This window comes from Brevibacterium sp. Marseille-P9724 (assembly GCF_902500275.1).
Taxonomy (GTDB): domain Bacteria; phylum Actinomycetota; class Actinomycetes; order Actinomycetales; family Brevibacteriaceae; genus Brevibacterium.
Window position 1 is genome coordinate 50,208 of the sequence record NZ_LR722996.1, and the last position, 21,828, is coordinate 72,035.

22 protein-coding genes are annotated in these 21,828 nt (G+C 62.9%); 17 read left to right on the top strand and 5 right to left on the bottom strand.

Annotated features, from left to right (window positions below):
- Positions 1 to 57: 57 nt before the first annotated feature.
- On the bottom strand, positions 58 to 1,077 hold the full coding sequence (locus GC119_RS08510) for an aminoglycoside phosphotransferase family protein (protein ID WP_151952908.1): 1,020 nt from the start codon (positions 1,075 to 1,077) through the stop codon (positions 58 to 60).
- A complete protein-coding gene (locus GC119_RS08515; RefSeq protein WP_151952909.1) occupies positions 1,074 to 1,961 on the bottom strand; it encodes a DUF4439 domain-containing protein in 888 nt (295 codons plus the stop codon). The genes GC119_RS08510 and GC119_RS08515 overlap by 4 nt, the downstream gene beginning before the upstream one ends.
- 107 nt (positions 1,962 to 2,068) lie before the next feature.
- Here GC119_RS08515 and rimP point away from each other — a divergent pair, with 107 nt between their 5' ends.
- From rimP to GC119_RS08565, 10 genes are all read left to right on the top strand, one after another.
- Entirely contained in the window at positions 2,069 to 2,536 is a 468-nt protein-coding gene (gene rimP, locus GC119_RS08520; protein ID WP_070574289.1) for a ribosome maturation factor RimP, read from the top strand.
- 64 nt (positions 2,537 to 2,600) lie between these two features.
- Complete coding sequence (gene nusA / locus GC119_RS08525) at positions 2,601 to 3,560, top strand: transcription termination factor NusA (protein ID WP_070574291.1); 960 nt, start codon at positions 2,601 to 2,603, stop codon at positions 3,558 to 3,560.
- 71 nt (positions 3,561 to 3,631) lie between these two features.
- Positions 3,632 to 3,883, top strand: coding sequence for a YlxR family protein (locus tag GC119_RS11280; protein WP_226829380.1), 252 nt, complete (start codon positions 3,632 to 3,634; stop codon positions 3,881 to 3,883).
- A gap of 110 nt (positions 3,884 to 3,993) precedes the next feature.
- Positions 3,994 to 6,885, top strand: coding sequence for a translation initiation factor IF-2 (gene infB / locus GC119_RS08535; protein ID WP_151952910.1), 2,892 nt, complete (start codon positions 3,994 to 3,996; stop codon positions 6,883 to 6,885).
- A gap of 23 nt (positions 6,886 to 6,908) precedes the next feature.
- Entirely contained in the window at positions 6,909 to 7,364 is a 456-nt protein-coding gene (gene rbfA, locus GC119_RS08540; RefSeq protein ID WP_070574297.1) for a 30S ribosome-binding factor RbfA, read from the top strand.
- A 103-nt stretch (positions 7,365 to 7,467) separates the two neighbouring features.
- Positions 7,468 to 8,304, top strand: a complete 837-nt coding sequence (locus tag GC119_RS08545) for a ligand-binding protein SH3 (RefSeq protein WP_151952911.1) — start codon at positions 7,468 to 7,470, stop codon at positions 8,302 to 8,304.
- Positions 8,301 to 9,233, top strand: a complete 933-nt coding sequence (truB, locus tag GC119_RS08550) for a tRNA pseudouridine(55) synthase TruB (protein ID WP_151952912.1) — start codon at positions 8,301 to 8,303, stop codon at positions 9,231 to 9,233. Before GC119_RS08545 ends, truB begins: the two co-directional genes overlap by 4 nt.
- A 67-nt stretch (positions 9,234 to 9,300) precedes the next feature.
- On the top strand, positions 9,301 to 9,882 hold the full coding sequence (locus tag GC119_RS08555) for a hypothetical protein (protein ID WP_070574303.1): 582 nt from the start codon (positions 9,301 to 9,303) through the stop codon (positions 9,880 to 9,882).
- The gene (locus GC119_RS08560; RefSeq protein ID WP_151952913.1) at positions 9,875 to 10,273 is read left to right on the top strand and encodes a hypothetical protein; all 399 of its coding nucleotides are present in this window, start codon (positions 9,875 to 9,877) and stop codon (positions 10,271 to 10,273) included. Before GC119_RS08555 ends, GC119_RS08560 begins: the two co-directional genes overlap by 8 nt.
- A 29-nt stretch (positions 10,274 to 10,302) precedes the next feature.
- A complete protein-coding gene (locus GC119_RS08565) occupies positions 10,303 to 11,286 on the top strand; it encodes a bifunctional riboflavin kinase/FAD synthetase (protein WP_370919388.1) in 984 nt (327 codons plus the stop codon).
- On the opposite strand, the gene mtnN is transcribed toward GC119_RS08565, so the two are convergent.
- The gene (mtnN, locus tag GC119_RS08570; RefSeq protein ID WP_070574306.1) at positions 11,215 to 11,958 is read right to left on the bottom strand and encodes a 5'-methylthioadenosine/S-adenosylhomocysteine nucleosidase; all 744 of its coding nucleotides are present in this window, start codon (positions 11,956 to 11,958) and stop codon (positions 11,215 to 11,217) included. The genes GC119_RS08565 and mtnN overlap by 72 nt on opposite strands.
- Complete coding sequence (locus GC119_RS08575) at positions 11,958 to 12,416, bottom strand: S-ribosylhomocysteine lyase (RefSeq protein WP_070574308.1); 459 nt, start codon at positions 12,414 to 12,416, stop codon at positions 11,958 to 11,960. Before GC119_RS08575 ends, mtnN begins: the two co-directional genes overlap by 1 nt.
- Positions 12,417 to 12,540: 124 nt before the next feature.
- On the opposite strand from GC119_RS08575, the gene rpsO reads away from it, so the two are divergent.
- From rpsO to GC119_RS08600, 5 genes are all read left to right on the top strand, one after another.
- Positions 12,541 to 12,810 (top strand): 30S ribosomal protein S15, encoded by a 270-nt coding sequence (gene rpsO / locus GC119_RS08580; protein WP_070777147.1) that lies wholly within the window; start codon positions 12,541 to 12,543, stop codon positions 12,808 to 12,810.
- 192 nt (positions 12,811 to 13,002) lie between these two features.
- Entirely contained in the window at positions 13,003 to 15,216 is a 2,214-nt protein-coding gene (locus tag GC119_RS08585) for a polyribonucleotide nucleotidyltransferase (protein WP_151952914.1), read from the top strand.
- 8 nt (positions 15,217 to 15,224) lie between these two features.
- The gene (locus GC119_RS08590) at positions 15,225 to 16,505 is read left to right on the top strand and encodes a M16 family metallopeptidase (RefSeq protein WP_151952915.1); all 1,281 of its coding nucleotides are present in this window, start codon (positions 15,225 to 15,227) and stop codon (positions 16,503 to 16,505) included.
- A gap of 66 nt (positions 16,506 to 16,571) precedes the next feature.
- A complete protein-coding gene (locus GC119_RS08595) occupies positions 16,572 to 18,230 on the top strand; it encodes a thiamine pyrophosphate-binding protein (protein WP_193215643.1) in 1,659 nt (552 codons plus the stop codon).
- A gap of 96 nt (positions 18,231 to 18,326) precedes the next feature.
- On the top strand, positions 18,327 to 18,953 hold the full coding sequence (locus GC119_RS08600; protein ID WP_070574318.1) for a superoxide dismutase: 627 nt from the start codon (positions 18,327 to 18,329) through the stop codon (positions 18,951 to 18,953).
- Between the two features lie 116 nt (positions 18,954 to 19,069).
- On the opposite strand, the gene GC119_RS08605 is transcribed toward GC119_RS08600, so the two are convergent.
- A complete protein-coding gene (locus tag GC119_RS08605) occupies positions 19,070 to 20,563 on the bottom strand; it encodes a DUF1846 domain-containing protein (protein ID WP_070574320.1) in 1,494 nt (497 codons plus the stop codon).
- 63 nt (positions 20,564 to 20,626) lie between these two features.
- Here GC119_RS08605 and dapB point away from each other — a divergent pair, with 63 nt between their 5' ends.
- A complete protein-coding gene (gene dapB / locus GC119_RS08610) occupies positions 20,627 to 21,367 on the top strand; it encodes a 4-hydroxy-tetrahydrodipicolinate reductase (RefSeq protein WP_151952917.1) in 741 nt (246 codons plus the stop codon).
- Positions 21,367 to 21,816 carry a hypothetical protein gene (locus tag GC119_RS08615; protein WP_151952918.1) on the top strand — a complete coding sequence of 150 codons (450 nt, stop codon included), beginning with the start codon at positions 21,367 to 21,369 and terminating at the stop codon, positions 21,814 to 21,816. Before dapB ends, GC119_RS08615 begins: the two co-directional genes overlap by 1 nt.
- Positions 21,817 to 21,828: the final 12 nt, after the last annotated feature.

Genomic DNA, 21,828 nt, shown 5'->3' on the forward strand with positions numbered 1-21,828 from the left:
CGCCCGCGCCCCACGCGAAAAGGCTGGGCCACCGGCGTTGGCTCTGTGATCGGCGGCTCAGCCCAGCGGTTTGAGCTGCTGAGCGGTGATTCCCTGCACGCTGACTCCGGTGAGCGCGCGGGCAACCCACAGCGAGCGCTCTGCGTCTTCGAGCAGCCGGGGACTGCCTTCTGTGGCAGCGCGCAGATACCAGAACATGTTCTGGACTTCGCGAGCGACGGACGCGCCCATCGCCCCGCTGGGATTGATCTGTGCGCAGTGCGATAGCTCTGCAGCGAAGCCGCGCAGCCAATCAGCCTGCCCTTCGGGATCTGCCCCTGGGATTTCGCCCAGCCGGTTCCACATGAGCGGAGCAAGCATGTATTCGGTGGGGCCTGTCAGCGGCTGAGGGTCGATGGCCTTCCACGTGGCGATTCCGGCGGCATCGGGATTGCCTGCAAGGATGTTGTAGTAGTGCAGGTCGGCGTGCAGCAGCCAGCTGTCGGCAGCGCCGGCGAGCTCTTTCGTCCACGACAGGGCCGTAGCGATCACCTGTTGGTCGGCGGGTGTGAAGGCGGGGAAGTCCTCAACCAGGCGGACATCGACATCAAAGCGCTTGAGCCACGCCGCGGCAATGTCCTGCACGCGCACGAATCCGCTGGTGCCGGGCACCCGCAGCGCCTGCACAAGCTGGCCCCAGATGGGTGCTACGGCGTGCAGCGGTTCTGTCGACAGATTGACTTCGGTGCGCAGCCTTTCCTGCAGTGTGGCGCGCAGGGACGGGTCGTCTTCGATGATGCGCACGGCACCGTGTCCGCCCCAGGCGCGCAGCGCCCGAATGGTCTGTTCGTGCACGGTCGGATTGTCGGCGTTCGGGGCGGCTATGCGCAGTGCGGCGGGAAAACCGTCGTGCAGCCGAACCGGAATGACGAGGCTTTCAGCGCCCGCCCAGGGTGAGCCCGGCTGGGGGTCCGCCGTGAGCTTCCACCGGTCGAACAGCTCGAACACAATGTGGTCCAGCGCCGCAGCCCAGGCCTGTGCGCGTTCTTCGCCTTGGGTCTGCGTTGCCGAATTGAGCAGCACTGCGGGCACTTTCACTGGGCTTCTCCTTCGTAGCGCAGCAGCTGAGAGCCGCCGAAGCCGATGCGAGCGTCAGCACTCGCTTTGAGTTCGCGGCTGGCCAGGGACACCGCAGCGGGGTCTTCGAACACCCCGAACAGCGCGGCAGCGACGGTGTCTTCCAATTGTTGGGCGAGTTTTCGCGCTGATGCCGGATCAGACGGATTGTGCGGCAGGCGCCACGCGGGCCGGTTTGCGGCTTCTTCGCGTTCGGCCTGCTTCAGGAGCGTGTTGGCGTCTGCGGCGGCGTTGGCCAGTGCTTCCATGCGGGTGGTTGCCAATGTGCGCTCGCGGCTGTCGGGTTTTACTGCAAGGGCCGCCTGGGAATAGCCGTAGGAGGCTTTGAACGCGGCCTTGGCGAATTCGCGCAGGGGGTCGGTGCCGCCGTCGGGGCGGTATGCCGGTCGGTTTGAGAGTTCCGGGAAGCCCTGTGCGGGAAGCTTGGCGAAGCGCTCCTGGATTGGCTTCCATTCCGGTACGAGGTTCGATGCGCCGACGGCCACGTCGATGATGATTGCCGTCTGCGGGCCGCCGAGTGTGTGAATGTCGCGCAGCACGAGGTCGACGATGGAGTGCATGGCTGAAACGAAGCTCTGCGGCTGTGGAGTCTCTGCGGAGTCGGCTCTGTCTGAAGACCACGGCGGACCGATCGCGGCGGTGAGTCTGGTGCGCTCTTCTTGGTGGTCGTGGTCGTCAATGGAAGACAGGACTGCGGCAATCCGGCCGCGGGAGGACTCTTCGGCTTCTGCCTGCATACGGTCTTCTGGCGAGCCCAGGCGCAGGCCGCATCCCGACAGCGCAGCAGTCGCGCTGAGCACGAGGAATGCGCGCCTGCTGGTGTGCTTTGGGCGGGTGTTGGCCATCTGCTCATCCTACTCGCCGCGGGTGCCCAGCTGTGAAGTGAAAGCCCGTCCGCGGCCTGTCGGAGGGTGCGTTGTCCCTGTGTTCGGCGTGCAGCAAGAATAGGGGCATGGCTTATTCAGAAGACGACATCGCCCAGGCAGCCGCGGGCCCGCTGGAAGAACTGGGCTTGTTGGTGGAAGAAGTGAAAATGCACGCCGCGGGTGTGCACCGGCGATTGACGGTCACAGTGGATCTTGCAGGCGACACGACTGAGGCCGTCTCTTCGGATCTCATCGAACAGGCCACTCGCGCCATTTCCGATGTGATCGATCCGCTCCCGCTGTTCAACGACAAGCCCTATGAACTCGAAGTGTCGTCCCCGGGCGCGCTGCGACCCCTGACCGAACCGCGTCACTTTCGCCGCAACGTCGGACGCACCATCGAAGTAAGGCCTGTTGGTGGAAGGAAAACAGCCGGTGTTCTGACCGCGGTGACCGGATTGGGCATTGTGCTCGAACCCGGTTCGGGCCGTGAACCGGTGGAGTTCTCATTCGACGGAATTGAAAAAGCCCAGGTGGTTCTCAAGTTCCGCTGATGCGGCACTGCGCCAGCATGAACTAGGGTTGAACAGGACCGACAGGACAGAAGAGGAGCGGGCAGTGGACATCGATCTTGGCGCACTGAGGCTGATTGAAAGCGAGCGCGAAATCCCGATGACGACGCTGGTGGGCCTGATTGAGCAGGCTCTGCTGAGCGCGTACCACAACATGGAGGGCCACTACCCGGACTCCCGTGCGGACATCGACCTGACAACCGGCAAAGCCACCATCTGGGCCACGGAGTTCGACGCTGATGACAACCCCATCGGAGAGTTTGACGACACACCTGAGGACTTCGGTCGGATTGCCGCTATGACGGCCCGCAATGTTATCCACCAGCGTCTGCGGGCAGTTGAAGACGAAGGCGTGCTCGGATCGTTCCGCGACAAAGAGGGCGAAATCGCCTCCGGCATCATCCAACAGGGACGCAACGCCGCCATGATCCAGGTGGACCTGGGTGAAGTCGAAGCTCTGCTGCCGCCGCACGAACAGGTTCCGGGCGAAGACTATCCGCACGGACGGCGCATCCGCGTGTTCATCGCTGACGTTCGCCCTGGAAACAAGGGGCCGTCGATTACGGTTTCGCGTACGCACCCGAACCTGGTGCGCAAGCTGTTCGCCCACGAAGTTCCCCAGATCGCCGACGGTTCGGTGGAGATCGTCTCGGTTGCGCGCGAAGCTGGGCACCGCACCAAACTCGCCGTGCGGGCGACCGTGCCGGGGCTGAACGCCAAGGGCGCCTGCATCGGGGAAATGGGCACTCGAGTGCGCGCGGTGATGAATGAGCTCGGTGCAGAGAAGATCGACATCGTCGACTACAGCGAAGACCCGTGCGCCTTCATCGCCAACGCTTTGAGCCCGGCAGAAGTCGAGCGGGTCGAAGTCCTGGACGCCGACTCGAAGATGGCACGAGCCTATGTGCGGCCGGACCTTCTGTCGCTTGCAATCGGCAAGGAAGGACAGAACGCCCGCCTGGCCGCCAAGCTGACAGGGTGGAAGATCGACATCGTCGAAGCCTAGTGCCCACAGGCTGGCCGAGCCCGTGCTGTAGACTGAACGGCGTGGTCTCTTCAAACAGCGCGCCCGAACGCATGTGCATCGGGTGCCGTGCAAGAGCGCCGCAGAACGACCTCCTCCGTCTGGTGCTGCAAACCGAGCCCCTTCGGATTGCAGTCGATGAGGACCGAGCGCTTCCCGGCAGGGGCGCTTGGATTCATCCGCAGGCAGACTGCCTTGAAAAGGCAGTGAAGAAGAGCGCATTCGCAGCTGCCTTCAAGCAGAGAATCCCGCGCAGCGCATACGAAGATCACGGAAAGTGGTTGCAGAAGATGGATAACAAGTAGTGAGTGCTCAGAAATGACACCCAAGACTTACGGACGTGGACAGTGAAATGAGCACTGTTCCGACTCGATGAGGTTCTCTCCTGTCTGGAGGGGACCCGGACAGGAGAAAAGTGGCTAAGCCCCGTGTTCACCAGCTTGCAAAAGAGCTGGGAACGACAAGCAAAGAAGTGCTTGCGAAGCTTCAGGAAATGGGCGAGTTCGTAACATCGGCATCGTCAACCCTGGAAGCTCCCGTCGTGCGCAAGGTCCGCGAGGCCTTTGACGGTGCAGACAAGCCCGCAGCCGACGCAGCGTCGGCTGCTGAGAAACCGGCGGCGAAGAAGCCCGCCGCGAAGTCGGCCAGCACAAAATCGACGGCAGGCAAAAAGCCGGCAGCCAAGCCGACCCCAGCAAAGGCGACAACTGCTGAATCGACGGCCGCTGAGAAGCCGGCAGCGAAGTCGACCGCCGCGAAACCGGCTGCCCCCAAACCCGCACCCAAGTCGGCAGCTCCCAAGCCCGCCGCACCGAAGCCGTCGGCCCCGGCTGCCAAGAAGCCAGCGGCCCCCAAACCAACCCCCAAGCCCACAGCGAAGCCCGGTTCCAAGTCGGCGGCAAAGAGCGAAGAAGCCCCGGCACCTCGTCCGGCAGCACCTCGGCCCGGTGGCTCACGCCCCGGCAACAACCCCTTCGCTCCCAAGCAGGGCATGCCCACGCCCGGTCCTCGTCCGGGGGGTCCCCGCCCTGGCCCGCGCCCCGGTGGCTCACGCCCCGGCAACAACCCCTTCGCTCCCAAGCAGGGAATGCCGAAGGGCGACCAGCGTCCCGGCGGGCAGGGCGGCAAGCCCGGACCGAAGCCCGGCGGCGGTCGCCCCGGTCCTCGTCCCGGTGCTCCTCGCCCCAACCCGGCGATGCTCAAAAACTCAGCGCTCAACCAGCCCGCACCCGGTCGCGGCCGCGGCGGGCAGGGCGGTCCCGGAGGCCCCGGCGGTCCCGGTGCACCCGGTGCTGGTCGTCCGGGCGGTCCTCCGCGCGGCGGCGGTCGTCCCGGCGGAGGCCGTCGCGGTCCCGGCCGCGGTGGAACACAGGGTGCTTTCGGACGCGGTGGCCCCTCCGGTCGCCGGCGCAAGTCCAAGAGGGCTAAGCGTCAGGAAATGGAGGAAATGCAGGCGCCGTCAGTCGGCGGCGTCAAGGTTCCCCGCGGTGACGGCTCCACCCCGCTGCGTCTGCGCCGCGGTGCGTCGTTGGCGGACTTCGCCGAGCGCATCGAAACCGATCCCACAAACCTGGTGACGATTCTGTTCCACCTGGGTGAGATGGCGACTATCACGCAGTCGCTGGATGAAGACACCTTCAAGGTGCTGGGCGAAGAGCTCGGCTACAGGATCGAAATCGTCTCGCCCGAAGACGAAGACCGCGAACTGCTCGAAAGCTTCGGCTATGACCTCGAAGCAGAAGAGGCTGAAGACGAAGACGACGACCTCCTGCAGCCTCGCCCGCCGGTGGTCACCGTCATGGGTCACGTCGATCACGGTAAGACGCGCACGCTGGATGCGATCCGCAAGACGAACGTCATTGACCGTGAGTCCGGCGGCATCACCCAGCACATCGGCGCCTACCAGGTTACGGTCGAACACGAAGGCGAAGAGCGCAAGATGACTTTCCTCGACACCCCGGGCCACGAAGCCTTCACGGCTATGCGTGCCCGCGGTGCGAAGGCCACCGACGTCGCGGTCCTCGTTGTGGCCGCCGACGACGGCGTTATGCCGCAGACCATCGAAGCGCTCAACCACGCGCAGTCAGCCGGTGTGCCGATTGTCGTGGCGGTCAACAAGGTCGACAAGCCCGAGGCCAACCCGGACAAGGTCATGCAGCAGCTGACCGAGTACAACCTCATTGCCGAAGAGTACGGCGGTGACACCATGTTCGTGAAGATCTCGGCCAAGCAGGGCACCGGGATCGACGAACTGCTCGAATCCGTGCTGCTGACCACCGACGCCGCCTTGGACCTGCAGGCCAACCCGGACCGGGAAGCACGCGGTGTCGCCATCGAAGCGAAGCTCGACCGCGGTCGCGGTGCTGTTGCAACTGTGCTCGTCGACTCCGGAACCCTGCGCCAGGGCGATGCGATCGTCTGCGGATCCAGCCACGGCCGCGTTCGGGCCATGTTCGATGAAAACGGCAACACGGTAGAAGAAGCCGGTCCGTCGCGTCCCGTGCAGGTGCTCGGTCTGTCGAGCGTGCCGCGGGCAGGCGATTCGTTCATGGTCGTCGGCGATGACCGCACGGCGCGTCAGATCGCTGAGAAGCGCGACGCTCTTGAGCGCAACGCGGCAGCTGCGCGCAGCCGCAAGCGCATCAGCCTCGAAGACTTCACGAAGGCGATCGAAGAGGGCAAGATCGACATGCTCAACCTCATCCTCAAGGGTGATGTGTCGGGTGCTGTCGAAGCTCTCGAAGACTCGCTGATGAACATCGAGGTCGGCGACGGCGATGAAGTCGGCCTGCGAATCATCCACCGCGGTGTCGGTGCAATCACCGAAAACGACATCAACCTCGCAACGGTCGACAACGCAATCGTCATCGGCTTCAATGTCCGCCCCGAAGCCAACGCTCGCGACCTCGCAGATGCCGAAGGCGTTGACGTTCGCTACTACTCGGTGATCTACGACGCGATCGATGACATCGAAGCAGCACTCAAGGGCATGCTCAAGCCGGAATACGAAGAGGTGCACATCGGTTCTGCCGAGATCCGCGAAGTGTTCCGCTCCTCGAAGTTCGGCAACATCGCCGGTTCGATCATTCGCGACGGCTCCATCAAGCGCAACGCAAAGGTTCGTCTGACCCGCGACGGTGTCGTCATCGGCGACAACCTCTCCGTCGAATCGCTGCGCCGCTTCAAGGATGACGTCACGGAAGTCCGCGAGGGCTACGAATGCGGTATCGGTTTGGGCAAGTTCAATGACATCCGCGAAGGTGACATCCTCGAAGCCTTCGAGATGCAGGAAAAGCCCCGCGACTGAGACTGGAATAAGGAGCCTCTGACATGAGTGATCCCACACGCGCCCGCAAGATTGCCGACCGGATCAAAGTCATCGTGGCTGAAACTCTCGAAACCCGGGTGAAGGATCCGCGGTTGGGCTTCATCACGATTACGGACGTCCGCGTAACCGGTGACCTGCAGAATGCAACCGTGTTCTACACCGTCTTCGGGGACGACGAGCAGCTGGCATCAACGCAGGCGGCGCTGGAATCAGCACGCGGTCTTATCCGCTCGGCAGTGGGCAAGGGGCTGGGCATTCGCCTGACCCCGACTCTCGAGTTCACTGCCGACGCGGTTCCGCAGGCCGCCGAGGACATTGAAAATCTCCTGGCGAAAGCCCAGGCTCGCGATGCTGAAATCGCTGCCGCATCGAAGGGCGCTGTTCCGGCGGGAGACGAAGACCCCTACCGCAAGCCCAGGGAACGCCAGCCGAAAGACGAATTCGATTTCGACGGCTGACCGAGTGTGACGAAACTCGTAGGGGGCGGCTTTGCATTGTGCAAAGCCGCCCCCTATGCTTTTATAAAGCTTCGGTAACGTTGATAAAGGATTGGAAACATCAGTGGGTAAACACTCGGCACCTAAGAAGAGCGCTTTCGCTGACGTCGCTGATCTTTTCGGAGCGCTTCGCCCCTCCAAGCCCGGCCGTCGATCGGCCCGTCATGACGCAGAGCCCCTGACGTCCGCCGGAATTCTCAGCAAGATCAACCGCCGGCCAGTGCTCTCGGCCATCGCCGTCCCTGTTGCAGCCAGCGCCGCAATTGCAACATCCGCGGCCGTTATGACTTCCAAGGGCTCCGGCGAAGACAATCCGGCCGCGTTTGCGTCGAAGCTAGCGCCGGAAGCCGAGACCGTTTCTGCCGAGGCTCCCAAGGACGCCGACAAGGACGTAGGGCCCGGCGCGGTCTCCATTGCCGAACCGGTCCAGGAGAGTTCTGACGAGCCCGCGGGCTCCAACCGCGAAACCTCGAGCAGTGCATCCTCCGGCAGCAAGGGTTCCTCCGGCAAAGCCTCATCCGGTGGTTCCGCTGCGGCTTCGGGCAGCGTGTCCGGCGAGAAGTGCTCCGTGTCCTCGTCGATTGAGGGTGGACTCACTCCCAACGCGATTTCCGTCTACCGTGCTGTCTGCGCCGAGTTCCCGCAGGTGAAGTCCTACGGCGGTCGCCGCAATGACCCCGGTTCGGACCACAACTCCGGTAACGCCGTTGACATTATGATCACCGGTTCGACCGGTGACGCCATTTCCGACTACCTCATCAAGAACTCCTCAAAGCTCAACGTCAAGTACATCATCTGGGAGCAGCGCATCTGGATGCCCGGCCGCGGCTGGAAGCAGATGGAAGACCGGGGCGGAGCGACCGCGAACCACTTCGACCACGTTCACGTTTCGGTGAAGTGACGAAACCCGCTTCTGGTCCCACCGGCCTTCTGCTGATTGACAAGCCCGGAGGGATCACCAGCCACGACGCGGTTGCGCGCACTCGTCGCTGGTATGGCACCCGCAAGGTAGGCCACGCCGGAACTCTTGATCCGATGGCCACGGGCCTTCTCGTGCTGGGCTTGGGGCAGGGGACCAAACTGCTGACCTATGTTGTCGGGGCTGACAAAGCGTATACCGCGACTGTGCGCTTGGGCTCTTCGACGCCCAGCGACGATGCCGATTCTTCACCCGACCGCTTCGCGGACCCCGCAGTTCTGGCTGCAGTGACTGAGGCAGACGTCAAGGAAGCAGTTGCCAGGCAGACCGGGTCTGTTCAGCAGGTGCCGTCGGCCGTTTCGGCTGTGAAGATTGCGGGCAGGAAAGCCTATGAGCTTGTGCGAGCCGGCGAAGAGGTCGAACTCAAAGCCCGCTCTGTGACGGTTTCGCGCTTTGATATTCACGATGTCCGGCGAAGTGAGTCGCACATTGACGTTGATGTTTCCGTGGACTGCTCCACGGGAACCTATGTTCGCGCTTTGGCCCGCGATATCGGCGAGGACCTTGGCGTCTACGGTCACCTGACAGCGTTGCGCCGGACGCGGATCGGCCCTTTCTCTGTTGAGGACGCTCATCGCCTGCCGGACCGCGACCGGGTTGACGAGGTGCCTCCGCCGCAGCTGATTGACCTCGGTTCGGGTGCGTCTGCACTTATGCCCGCGGTGACGATTGATGCGGCAGCGGCCCGGGGCCTGCTGCAGGGGCGCTTTCTGCCGATTGCGGGGGCTGATTCGTCTGTGGAGAGGTGCGCGGCGGTCGCTGACGGGAGACTTGTGGGAATTGTCGAGCCTCGGCAGGGCCTCTGGAAGATTGCGGTGGGCACAGCATCTCTCGATGAGTACAAGCGCTAACAGCTTGTAAATACATAAACAAGTTATTTCGCTTGTGCGTTCAGCTCCCTATTGCAATACTGTAGGTATGTTCGTCATCAACGCCGACCAGCGCAGCTCTCGCACTGAAGCAGACCGTGTTCCGCAGCTGCTTACGGCCGCTGCGGACTGTGCGGCTGCTTTGCCCTTTGAGCGGACAGTGGGCGACGAGGTCCAGGGTGTGTTCGCCAGTGGAGCGGACGTACTGGCCGCCTTGGAGATCATTCTTCGCAGCGGTCGCTGGTCTGTCGGGATCGGCATCGGCGCCGCGCAGCTTGCTGATCGACCTTCAGCTTCCAGGGGCAGCGCTTTCATCGCTGCACGTGATGCAGTTGAAATCGCTAAGAACCGCTGGCAGGAAATCGCCGTGTGCTCACCGAATGGCACTGTGGAGCCGGCGCAGACGCTTGCCTGCTTGACCGGCCATTGGATCGAGAGGGCCAGTGAAAGGCAGTGGTCTGTTCTGCGCTTGGCTCGAAACCACACTCAGAGGCAAGTCGCCGCACAGCTGCAGATTTCGCAGCAGGCTGTATCCGACTCTCTGCGAGCTTCAAAGGCTGCGGCGATCGACGAGGGGATGACGCAGCTGGAGGTGCTTCTCGATCGAGAGGACGGACGCTGTGATGTGTGAACTGCTCGCCGCTTTGGCTGCGGGTGTTGCCGCGTCGCTTATCGGCTGGCCGGTGACATCGCTCATTCTGCGGGCTGCAGCAAGCAGGCGGGAGCAGCCGGGCCTGGACATCAGGGAAGAGCCGACACTGCAGGACACACCGGCTATTGACTCTCCGGGCCTGCTGCGAGGGGGACTGTGGATTGGCCTGCTTGAAAGGTTCACTGCGGCAGTCGCCATTGCGCTGGGCCAGCCCGAGATTCTCGCCGTTATCGTCGCGCTCAAGGGGCTCGGGCGCTTTCCCGAACTGCGTGCATCCCGCGCCGCCGGGGAGCGGTTCATCATCGGCAGCCTGGCATCGCTGGCGGTGGCCGGTGTGCTGGGTGAAACAGCCCGCTTTCTCGTGCGCTAGGCTTAGCCCGTCCCAAAGAAAGGAGCGTCGTGGAGATTTTCCGGTCGACAGCAGAATTTGCTGCCGGGCCCAAGCGCCTGCAGACGGCTAATGCCGTGACGATCGGCAATTTCGACGGTGTTCACCGAGGCCACCGGTTGGTGCTGGGCGAACTGGCCGCCGCGGCTGAACGACTTGACGTTCCCTCCGTCGTGCTGACTTTCGATCCGCACCCAGCGGCCGTGCACAGTCCCGAACACGCTCCGAAGCTCATTATGGGACTGCACGAGAAGCTTGAGAAGATTGCCGAAACCGGCGTTGATGCGGTTCTCGTCCAGCACTATACGCTCGACTTCGCGCAGGCGAGCCCAGAGGAGTTCATCCGCGACTATCTGGTCGGGCAGCTGCACGCCAGCGCTGTTGTCGTCGGCAGCGACGTGCGCTTCGGCCAAGGAAACTCGGGCGACCTCGAAACACTGCGCACCTACGGAAGACAGTGCGGAATCGACACCGTCATCGGCCTTGACGACCTCGGCGATGACGGTGGGCGGTACTCCTCGACGGAGATCCGCGCGCTCATCGACGCAGGCGATGTCGAAGCTGCAGCCGGCATCCTGGGTGAGCCGCATTCGGTGACGGGAACGGTCGTCCACGGCAATGCCCGCGGGCGCGAACTCGGCTTTCCCACGGCCAACCTGGGTTTGGTCGACGGCATGATTCCCGCAGACGGGGTCTATGCGGGCTGGACTCGCTTCAACGGCGGCGAGCGCATGCCCACGGCAATATCTGTGGGATCGAACCCCACGTTCTACGGTGATGACCGGCGGGTAGAAGCGCACATTATCGGCGTGGACTTCGCAGACTTGGATGTCTACGGCGAAGAGGCCGAAGTCGAATTCACCCATCGCATTCGCGGCCAGGTTGTCTTCAGCGGTCTGGATCAGCTGATCGAGCAGATTGCCCTAGACGTCCGCGATATCTGTACAGCGCTGGGAATTGAATGCCCGCAGCAGGCCGAGAGTCGCTTGGGCTGATATGCGGGCAGCCTCGTCGAGGCTGAGAGAAAAGTCCTGGCCGGCCTTGGGTCCGCACAGATCAGAAACCGCCCGCACCCCGGCAAAGGGAATGCCGAAGGTGTGGGCCGTCTGCGCTATGGCAGCTGTTTCCATGTCCGTGCTCAGTGCTGCGGGGAACGTGGTGCGCATATGGCCGATATTGGCTTCCGTGATGAACGACGCGCCGGATAGGGCTTCGCCGAATTTCACATGGCCTTTGCCGTCAGCCCACTGCCGAGCCGCGGTCAGCAGGCGGGCATCTGCCGGATAGTCGGTCGGCATATTCGGCACCTGGCCGGGTGCGTAGCCGAAAGCCGTCGCATCAGAATCGTGGAAGCGAACGCTGTCGGCCACCACGACATCGCCCACAGAAGTGTCTTCTCCGACCCCGCCTGCCGAACCGGCTGAAAGAACAGCGCTGGGTCGGTAGAGCATGGCGGCCTGGGTCGTCGCGGTCGCCGCATTTGCAAGGCCGATGCCGCTGCGAACGAGCACGGCCGTTCCGAAGTCAAAGCCCAGCAGCTGAAAATCTGCTGGGCCCTGCGTGCGCAGATGCTCGTGGGATTCTGCCGCAGCCAAAAAAGGTGCGGCCTCTTGGTCCATGGCCACCTGAATGACAAAAGCATCGTTCGGCGACTGGCGTGAGATCATCAGGCAAACACCCGGTCCCAATCGCTGCGCTTGGCGAGGAAGTCCCGCACTGCGGTCTTAGCGCCGTCAAGAGAATGGCTGGCTGCCCAACCGCACTGCTTTTCATTTGCAGCCGGCACCGAATCGGCTTCGAGGAGGTCGTCGAACGCCTTTTCGAGGATGGGAAGGAACGCATCCGGTTCGAGGCCGTTGGTCAGCGCGTAGAAGCCGGTCTGGCAGCCCATGGGGGAGAAGTCAACGAGCGCGTCGGTGTGATTGCGCATGTGGTGGGCCGTCATGTGCTCAATCGAGTGAATCGTCGCCATGTCCAGGTGTTCCCTGTTGGGCTGGCAGAATCGGACGTCGTATTTGATGAGTTCGACTCCGCCGGGAAACTCCGAGCGGTCGGCAACGCGCACATAAGGTGCGGCGACGGCGGTGTGATCGAGGCTGAAGGATTCTACGTTCGTGGTGTCCATGGCTCGATTATCGCAGAGGGGAGCGAACGTGTTAAGGTGGACTCCGCCGTTTTGCCGGCCGCGGTCTGATAGGGCATTCGCACCAGGCGAGTGCGCCGCGCAGCGATTTCTGAAGGAGAACCGCATGGCACTTGACAAGTCCGTTAAGCAGGAAATCATCAAGGAATACGCGACCCACGAAGGCGACACCGGTTCCCCGGAAGTTCAGATCGCCGTCATGAGCCGCCGCATCAAAGACCTCACCGAACACTTCAAGGAGCACAAGCACGACCACCACTCGCGTCGCGGTCTGCTCCTGCTGGTCGGTCAGCGCCGTCGTATGCTCAAGTACCTCGCTGAAACCGACATCGAGCGCTACCGTACGCTCATCGCGAAGCTCGGTCTTCGCCGCTGATCATCTGATCTTCAACCGCCAGCCCGCCTGCATCCCGCAGGCGGGCTGGTGTGCTTGATACACTAAACAGTGTCCAAGCCCGCATGCTGCCGGTGATCGACAGTGGCCTCCGCAACTGAGAGTGTGCGTGGGCTTCGATCGAGCACCGGGTGCGGGGACACTTCAAGTCATCCCCTATGAACGGAGACTCTTTTGGGTATTCACCCTTATTCTTCAGTTGCCCACATTGACAACGGGCGCTTCGGATCGCACACCGTGCGCTTCGAAACGGGTCGCCTGGCCCAGCAGGCCAACGGTTCGGCCGTTGCCTACCTCGACGACGACACCATGCTGCTGTCGACCACGACCGCCAGCAAGAACCCGCGCGAAGGCTTTGACTTCTTCCCGCTGACCGTCGACGTCGAAGAGCGCCAGTACGCAGCCGGCAAGATCCCCGGTTCGTTCTTCCGCCGCGAAGGACGCCCCACCACCGACGCGATCCTCACGTGCCGCCTGATCGACCGTCCGCTGCGCCCGTCCTTCGTCAAGGGCCTGCGCAATGAAGTCCAGGTGGTCGTCACGGTCATGTCGATCAACCCCGACCACATCTACGACACGCTGGCCATCAACGCCGCCTCGATGTCCACCCAGCTGGGCGGACTGCCGTTCTCCGGCCCCATCGGCGGTGTGCGCATCGCACTCATCGAAGACCAGTGGGTTGCATTCCCCAACCACTCCCAGCTGAAAGACGCTGTCTTCAACATGGCGGTTGCCGGTCGGGTCGTCGACGGCGACGTGGCCATCATGATGGTCGAAGCCGAAGCCGGCGACCAGGCGTGGGACCTCATCAAGGCAGGCGGCCAGAAGCCCACGGAAGAAGTCGTAGCCGGCGGCCTGGAAGCCGCTAAGCCCTTCATCCGCGAACTGGTTCGCGCACAGGAAGAACTCGCCGAGAAGGCTGCCAAGCCGGTCGCTGAGTTCCCCATCTTCAAATCCTATGAAGACGATGTCTACGAAGCCGTGAAAGAAGCCGCCTACGACAAGCAGGCAAAGAACTTCCAGATCGGCGACAAGCAGGAGCGCGAAGCCGCCGCTGACGCTCTGCTGGACGAACTCTACGAGCAGCTGGGTGAGAAGTTCGAAGGCCGCGAAGCTGAAATCGCCGGTGCCCTCAACGCCATCACGAAGGACATCATCCGCCAGCGCATCCTCACCGAACAGGTGCGCATCGACGGACGCGGCCTGAAGGACATCCGTCCGCTGTCGGCCAATGTCGACGTTCTGCCCCGCGTTCACGGCTCGGCCCTGTTTGAGCGCGGCGAAACCCAGATTCTCGGCGTTTCGACCCTCAACATGCTCAAGATGGAGCAGCAGATCGATTCGCTGGCGCCGGAAACCTCCAAGCGCTACATGCACCACTACAACTTCCCGCCCTACTCGACGGGTGAAACCGGTCGTGTGGGAAGTCCCAAGCGCCGCGAAATCGGCCACGGTGCTCTCGCTGAGCGTGCCCTCGTTCCCGTTCTGCCCAGCCGTGAAGAGTTCCCGTATGCCATCCGCCAGGTGTCGGAGGCCCTCGGTTCGAACGGTTCGACTTCGATGGGGTCCGTGTGTGCTTCGACCCTGTCGCTGCAGGCCGCCGGTGTGCCGCTGCGCGCACCCGTAGCGGGCATCGCCATGGGCCTTGTCTCGGACATCATCGAAACCGAATCCGGACCGCAGCGCGCCTACGCTGCGCTGACCGACATCCTCGGTGCCGAAGACGCTTTCGGCGACATGGACTTCAAGGTCGCGGGAACGGAAGACTTCATCACTGCAATCCAGCTGGACACCAAGCTCGACGGCCTGCCGGCCTCCGTGCTGGGTGCCGCCCTGAAGCAGGCAAAGGAAGCCCGCCACGCCATCCTCGAAGTCATGCACGAGGCCATCGACGGTCCCGCCGCGGAAATGGCGCCCACTGCTCCGCGCATCCTCTCGGTTGTCATCCCTGTTGACAAGATCGGCGAGGTCATCGGCCCCAAGGGCAAGATGATCAACCAGATTCAGGAAGACACCGGCGCGGAGATCTCGGTCGAAGACGACGGCACCGTCCTGATCGGCTCGACCGACGGCCCGTCGGCCGAAGCTGCTCGCGATGCCATCAACGCGATCGCCAACCCGCAGGTTCCGGAAGTCGGCGAACGCTACCTGGGCACCGTTGTGAAGCTCATGAGCTTCGGTGCTTTTGTGTCGCTGAGCCCCGGCAAGGACGGTCTGCTGCACATCTCTGAGCTGCGTAAGCTCAACGGCGGCAAGCGCGTTGACGATGTCGAAGACGTCATCGGCGTCGGCCAGCCCATCCAGGTTGAGATCTCGAAGATCGACGACCGCGGCAAGCTGTCGCTGGTACCGGTCATCGACGAAGAACAGTCCTCCGACGAAGACTGACTCCGGTCTTGACTGAACCTCTTCACCGGGAGGACAGTGCGGTTGCCCGCACTGCCCTCCCGTCTGGTATTCGCGTCATTACGGAGACGATGCCGGGCCTGGGCTCGGAGACCATCGGCATCTGGGTCGGTTCGGGTTCGCGCAGCGAAACAGAACGTACTGCCGGTTCCACTCACTTCCTCGAGCACATGCTGTTCAAGGGAACCCGACAGCGCACGGCAAGGGACATAGCGCGGGAATTCGACAGGCTCGGCGGGGAAGCCAATGCGGTGACCGCAAAGGAGTACACCGCCTACTATTCTCGCTGTCTCATCGACGACCTCGACCGTGCAGCTGAAGTGCTCTGCGACATGGTGTTCAATTCGCTTCTGGACCCAGTGGAGTTCGAACGCGAGCGCAAAGTCATCATCGATGAACTGGCAATGGCGGCTGATGATCCGGTCGATGTGCTCTACGAACACTACGATTCGATCATCTACCGCGGTTCCGGCCTCGGCCGGCCCGTGGGAGCCACGAAACAGCGGATCGAACAGCTGGACCAACGCGAACTCGTCGAACACTACGCGCACGCCTACACCGGTCCGCGCATTGTCATTGCCGCCGCCGGAGGAGCAGAACACGAAGCAGTTGTGCAGGCGTGCCGGCGGGCAGCGGAGCATCTGCCCGCCCCGGTGGGCGGCACCTCGGCAGCTGTGCACGCAGGCGAACCGGCACCTGTCTTCCACGCCGATCGCAGCGCCTTGGTCAAGCCGACCGAACAGCAGGTGCTGCTGGCAGGGGTTGAGGGCCTGCACCTGGGCCACCCGGACCGCTTCACTCTTGCGGTTCTGCAGATGCTTTTGGGAGGGGGAATGTCCTCGCGGCTGTTTCAGAGCATCCGCGAAGAGCGCGGCCTTGCCTATTCGGTGCACTGCGCGGGCTCCCAGTTCAGCGATATCGGTGACTTCGGCATCTACGCCGGCTGTGCCCCGGAAGATGCCCCAGAGGTCCTGCGGCTGATCCGAGCGGAATGCGCCGAACTGGCCGAAAACGGGCCGACCCCTGCCGAGGTGGCAGACACCGCCTCTGCCAGCGCGGCTTCGGCTGTGCTCGCCATGGAGAGTTCGGCGGTTCGGATGAACCGTTTGGGCCGCAGTGAGCTGACCGGACAGCCGCTGCTGACGACTGACGAAATCGTCGGGCGGACCCGCTCGGTGACCCCGGAGGACGTGCGGGAACTCGCCGCGCGTCTTTTCAGCAGCGAGTGGGCCCTGGCGACGGTCGGTCCGCGTGACGACCTCGACTTCTGATACTTCGAACACCCTTCCCCATCAACAGCTTCTGCGCACTCGATGCCACTGAGCGAAAGGACGACGATGAACACCACCGGCGGACGCCAGCTTGCCGCGGCCCTCAAAGCACACGGCATTGAACAGGTATACGGCATTCCCGGCACGCACAACCTTGAGATCTTCGCGGGCCTGCACAGTGAGGGAATACGCGTCATCACGCCTCGGCACGAACAGGGCGGCGGCTATGCGGCCGATGGTTCGGCACGGGTTTCAGGCAAGCCGTCTGTGCTCATCACAACCACCGGACCAGCTGCGCTCAACGCTGCGGCAGCCATGCTGCAGGCGCACTCGGATTCGGTTCCGGTGCTGTTGATCAGCCCGGGTGTTCCCGTGCGCCACCCCGGTCTGGGCAATGGCCTGCTGCACGAGGTCCGCTCGCAGTCGGGTGTTTTCGATTCGATTGTGGAATCGTCGGTGCGTGTGACATCGCCCGGCGAAATCCCACAGGCGGTCGCTTATGCGTTTGCGACGATGACCACGGGCCGGAACAAGCCCGTCTACTTGGAAATCCCACTGGATGTCATCGAGGAGGACGGGCCGCACACACCCGTGCAGCCGGTGTCCGCAGATGTGCGGCTGCCGCTGGACGAAGCTGCCCTGGACTCTGCTGCCGCGTCACTTGAAGCCGCAAAGAAGCCGCTGCTGATCGCAGGGGGAGGTTCACGAGGTGCCGGTCGGGCAACCGCGCAGCTGGCGGAAGCGCTGGGCGCTCCAATTGTGGAGACTACCGCGGGCATGGGAGTTCTCGAATCGCCCAACCGGATCGGCGCCGTCGGCGGCCTGGCAGCCTTCCACACGTTGCTGGGAGAAGCGGATGCGCTCATCGCGGTGGGCACGGAGCTCGCTCCGAGTGAATTCTGGGACCCCGGCATGCGGCTGCCGGCAACCGTTGTGCGCATCGACATCGACCAGCGCGCCATGATCACCAACGCCGCGCCGTCACATCAGCTTCTGGCCCGTGCCGAGGATGCTGTGGCCGGTCTTGTCGACAGGCTCACCGGACAGCGTGCGGAAGGCGAGCTGTGGTCGCAACCGCTGGCACAGGAAATCGAAGCTGAACGCTCTGAGTGGCACAAGCCGTTTAAGGCCCTGACTGAAGCACTCAACATTCACCGGCAGGCGATTGACGGTTCGCTGACTTTGGTGGGTGATTCGTCGATGTCCTGCTATTACGGCCTGCAGCTGGGTGTCCGACTGCGTGAAGGTGACCGCTATCTGTACCCGGCCGGCGGCGGAACTCTGGGCTATAGCCTGCCGGCCGGCATCGGCGCCAAGTTCGGCCGTCCGAGTGACGAGGTCATCGCGGTTGCAGGCGACGGCGGGGCGATGTTCACAATCCAGGAGCTCATGGCAGCGGTGGAGCACCGGCTGGCAGTGTCGTTCATCATCATCGACAATGGCGGCTATGGCGAAATCGCCCGCGAAATGCTCGAACGCGGTGATGCGCCGACAGCCGTTGCGCTGGGCAGGCCGGACTTCGTTGCCCTGGCGAACGCGCTGGGTATGCAAGCGCAGAAAGTCACCGACGCCTCGCAGTTGGCGGCAGGTTTGGCCGAGGCGCGCGAAGCACAAGCACCCCGCCTGTTCGTCATGGACGAACATTCGCCCACAGCCGAGTATCTGGTCAACAATCCGCAGTTCGGCAAGTCAAAACCGTCGGCGCGTCCGGTGCATATGGAATAACGGGCCGGACAGGCGCCGTTGTAGCAGGTGACGAGCTTCGATAGGCTCGAAAGCGATAGCGACAGACGTCGCTCGTTGACTTCTTAGGAGGAAGACATGACCGTCAAGTACGAACTTCCCGATCTTTCCTACGACTACGCAGCTCTGGAGCCGCACATTTCGGCACAGATCATGGAGCTGCACCACAGCAAGCACCACCAGACCTACGTCAACGGTGCGAACACTGCACTTGAGAAGCAGGCCGAAGCACGCGACAAGGGCGACTTCGCAGCCGCTGCCAAGGCATCGAAGGACCTCTCCTTCAACCTCGGCGGCCACGTCAACCACTCCATCTTCTGGAACAACATGTCCCCGGACGGCGGCGACAAGCCGACCGGCGAACTCGCTTCGGCTCTCGATGACGCCTTCGGCGATTTCGACAAGTTCCGCGGTCACTTCGAAGCTGTTGCCACCAGCATCCAGGGCTCCGGCTGGGCTGTTCTCGGTTGGGACCTGCTGGGCCAGGCTCTCACCATCGAGCAGCTGTATGACCAGCAGGGCAATGTGCAGATGGGCTACGTCCCGCTGCTGCAGCTGGACATGTGGGAGCACGCTTTCTACCTCGACTACAAGAATGTCAAGGCCGACTACGTCAAGGCCTGGTGGAACGTTGTGAACTGGGAAGACGTACAGGCTCGCTTCGAGCGCGCACGCAAGCAGGGCGAAGGCCTCCTGCTGGGCTGATAGCTCCACGCACAGAAGGCGGGGAACAGTCTCACTGTTCCCCGCCTTTTCTGTGTCTGTCCGTCTCGTGTGCTGGGCACGGCGGCTGCACTGCCGCTGCGCCAGCCCGCTCAGATTCAGCGCTTGTGGTAGAGGGACTTTCGCTGGTATTTGGGGTCTGAGGTCACGCGCATCTGCAGATTGCGGAACACCTCTTGGTCGACCGAGCCGAGCAGAGTTGTTGTGTGCACATCGCAGCTGCGCAGCTCTTTGAGCCTATCCAGCGCAGCGGCGGCGTGGTGGTCAGCCGTTGCCGAGGCAGACAGCGCAATGAGGACTTCGTCCATGTGCAGACGGGGGTTGCGGCTGCCCAAATGCTGGGTCTTGAGCGTCTGTATGGGCTCAATGTTCTCCGGCTGCAGCAGGTGGACGTCCGCGTCGATGCCCGCCAGGTGCTTCAGAGCGTTGAGCAGCATCGCCGCGGAACACCCCAGCAGTTCGGAGGTTTTGCCGGTGATGATCGTGCCGTCGTGCAGCTGCATGGCCGATGCGGGCTGACCGGTTGATGCTTCGAGGTTCTGGGCAATGCCGATGATCGGCCGGTCCGCCTCAGTGATGTGTGCTTTGCGCATGATCACGGCAATCCGCTCAGAAACGGTGTCGTCGAGGTTTTCTCGGCGCTCGTCGGCGAGTGCGGTGAAGTAGCGGCGGATGATCTCCTGCTCGGCGGCCTGGCGGACGATGTCGTCATCGCTGATGCACATGCCCGCCATGTTGACGCCCATGTCGGTGGGGGACTGGTAGGGAGATTCCCCGTAGAGCTCTTCGAGGGTGGCTTTCAGCAGCGGGAACACTTCAATATCGCGGTTGTAGCTCGTAGCTTCCCTGCCGTGGGCGCGCAGGTGGTAGGCATCGATGACGTTGATGTCGTCGAGATCAGCCGTCGCGGCCTCGTAGGCGAGATTGACCGGGTGGTCCAGGGGAAGGTTCCAGATGGGAAAAGTTTCGAACTTCGCGTAGCCGGAGGTGATGCCGCGGCGGCTGTCGAGGTAGAGCTGCGACAGGCACGTGGCGAGCTTGCCCGATCCCGGGCCGGGGCCGGTGACGACGATGAGGTCCCGGGTGGTTTCGACCCAGTCGTTTTGGCCGAAGCCGTCTTCGCTCATGATGAGCGAGGTGTTGCTCGGGTATCCGGGAATGGTCACGTGTCGGGCAACGGTGAGCCCCAGCCGTTCGAGCTTGGTGATGAATTCGCGGGCTTTGAGGTTGCCTTCGTCCAGCTGCGTCATGACGATGTTGTCCACGGTGAAGCCCTCTTCGCGGAAGGCGTCGATCAGGCGGAGAACGTCGTCCTCGTAGCTGATTCCCAAATCAGCGCGCATTTTGTGGCGGTCCAGATCGCGGGCGCTGACACAGACGAGGATTTCGAGTTCGTCTTTCAGTTCGGCAAGCATGGCCAGTTTGTTGTTCGGGGTGAAGCCCGGCAGAACCCGTGAGGCGTGATGGTCGTCGAAGAGCTTGCCGCCCATTTCGAGGTAGAGCTTGCCGCCGATGTCCCGGCGTCGCTGGGCAATGTGTGCTGACTGTTGGCGGATGTATTCTGCGCTGTCGAATCCGAGGGGAGCCTGCATGGTCTTTGATATTAACACCGCGGTGGGATGACAAAATGGGTCTGACCAACAGAAAGGAATCACGTGGCAGTCAAAGTCGCAGTCATCGGAGCGTCAGGACGTATGGGCTCGCACGCCGTCGAAGCAGTGAAGGCAGCCGACGGCATGGAGTTGGTGGCGACGATCGGCCGTGAAGACGATCTTTCGTCCGTCGTGGAAGCCGGGGCTGAAGTCGCTGTTGAACTCACCGTGCCCAAATCAACGGAGGACAATGTTCACTTTCTGGTCAGCCGCGGCATTCACTGTGTTGTCGGCACGACCGGGTGGAGTGAGGAACGTCTGCAGCGCCTGGCAGAGCTTGCGCAGCAGCATCCGGACGTCGGTGTTCTCATCGCCCCGAACTTTTCAATCGGTGCGGTCTTGGCCATGCAGTTCGCTGAACTTGCCGCGCCCTATTTCGAATCCGCGGAGGTCATCGAAATACACCACACGCGGAAACTCGATGCCCCCTCCGGCACAGCAGTCTCAACAGCCCAGCGGATTGCCGCGGTGCGCAGCGATGCAGGCCTGCCGGACGTTCCCGATGCAACCGAAGAAGACCCTCACGGTGCCCGTGGGGCCGTGGTCGACGGCATTCATGTTCACGCCGTCCGCCAGCTGGGGATGAACGCCTCAGAGGAGATCCACTTCGGCTCGGCACATGAAGCGCTGACCATCCGCACCGATTCGCACTCGACCGAGGCCTTTATGCCGGGAATCATCACGGCTGTCAGAAAGGTTGAGCAGCACCCCGGTCTGACGGTGGGGCTCGAAAAGTACCTCTGATGTCCAAGGCGAAGATCGGGGCGACAGTCATTTCGGCGCTGCTGGCCCTCTACCTCATCTTCATGGTGCAGCGAGGCGCCATCATGCTGCGTGAACCCAGCATCGTCGCGAAGGTGCTTGCCGTGGCACTGCTCGCGCTGCCGATCATCGGCGCGTGGGCACTCATCGTCGAGCTCCTCTTCGGTGCTCGCATTGAGCGCCTGGGCAGGCAGCTTGCCGCGGAAGGCGGTCTGCCGCCCGACGATCTTCCCCGCACCCCGGGCGGGCGGATTGTTCGCGAAGCCGCTGACGAGCAGTTTGAACTCTTCGCCCGCGAAGCAGAAGAAGCCCCCGACGACTGGCGCTCGTGGTTCCGCCTGTCGATGGCCTATGACGCGGCGGGGGATCGTCGGCGCGCCCGCAGCACCATGCGCAAAGCCATCAGCATGGAGCGAACCACCCGCGGCTGACTACGGCGGCTG

What these genes read in the sequence shown, in the direction of transcription:
- GC119_RS08515 (WP_151952909.1), bottom strand. Translation starts at nt 1,961, where the DNA reads ATGGCCAACACCCGCCCAAAGCACACCAGCAGGCGCGCATTCCTCGTG.
- rimP (WP_070574289.1), top strand. Translation starts at nt 2,069, where the DNA reads ATGGCTTATTCAGAAGACGACATCGCCCAGGCAGCCGCGGGCCCGCTG.
- GC119_RS11280 (WP_226829380.1), top strand. Translation starts at nt 3,632, where the DNA reads ATGTGCATCGGGTGCCGTGCAAGAGCGCCGCAGAACGACCTCCTCCGT.
- rbfA (WP_070574297.1), top strand. Translation starts at nt 6,909, where the DNA reads ATGAGTGATCCCACACGCGCCCGCAAGATTGCCGACCGGATCAAAGTC.
- GC119_RS08555 (WP_070574303.1), top strand. Translation starts at nt 9,301, where the DNA reads ATGTTCGTCATCAACGCCGACCAGCGCAGCTCTCGCACTGAAGCAGAC.
- GC119_RS08560 (WP_151952913.1), top strand. Translation starts at nt 9,875, where the DNA reads ATGTGTGAACTGCTCGCCGCTTTGGCTGCGGGTGTTGCCGCGTCGCTT.
- mtnN (WP_070574306.1), bottom strand. Translation starts at nt 11,958, where the DNA reads ATGATCTCACGCCAGTCGCCGAACGATGCTTTTGTCATTCAGGTGGCC.
- GC119_RS08575 (WP_070574308.1), bottom strand. Translation starts at nt 12,416, where the DNA reads ATGGACACCACGAACGTAGAATCCTTCAGCCTCGATCACACCGCCGTC.
- rpsO (WP_070777147.1), top strand. Translation starts at nt 12,541, where the DNA reads ATGGCACTTGACAAGTCCGTTAAGCAGGAAATCATCAAGGAATACGCG.
- GC119_RS08595 (WP_193215643.1), top strand. Translation starts at nt 16,572, where the DNA reads ATGAACACCACCGGCGGACGCCAGCTTGCCGCGGCCCTCAAAGCACAC.
- GC119_RS08600 (WP_070574318.1), top strand. Translation starts at nt 18,327, where the DNA reads ATGACCGTCAAGTACGAACTTCCCGATCTTTCCTACGACTACGCAGCT.
- GC119_RS08605 (WP_070574320.1), bottom strand. Translation starts at nt 20,563, where the DNA reads ATGCAGGCTCCCCTCGGATTCGACAGCGCAGAATACATCCGCCAACAG.
- GC119_RS08615 (WP_151952918.1), top strand. Translation starts at nt 21,367, where the DNA reads ATGTCCAAGGCGAAGATCGGGGCGACAGTCATTTCGGCGCTGCTGGCC.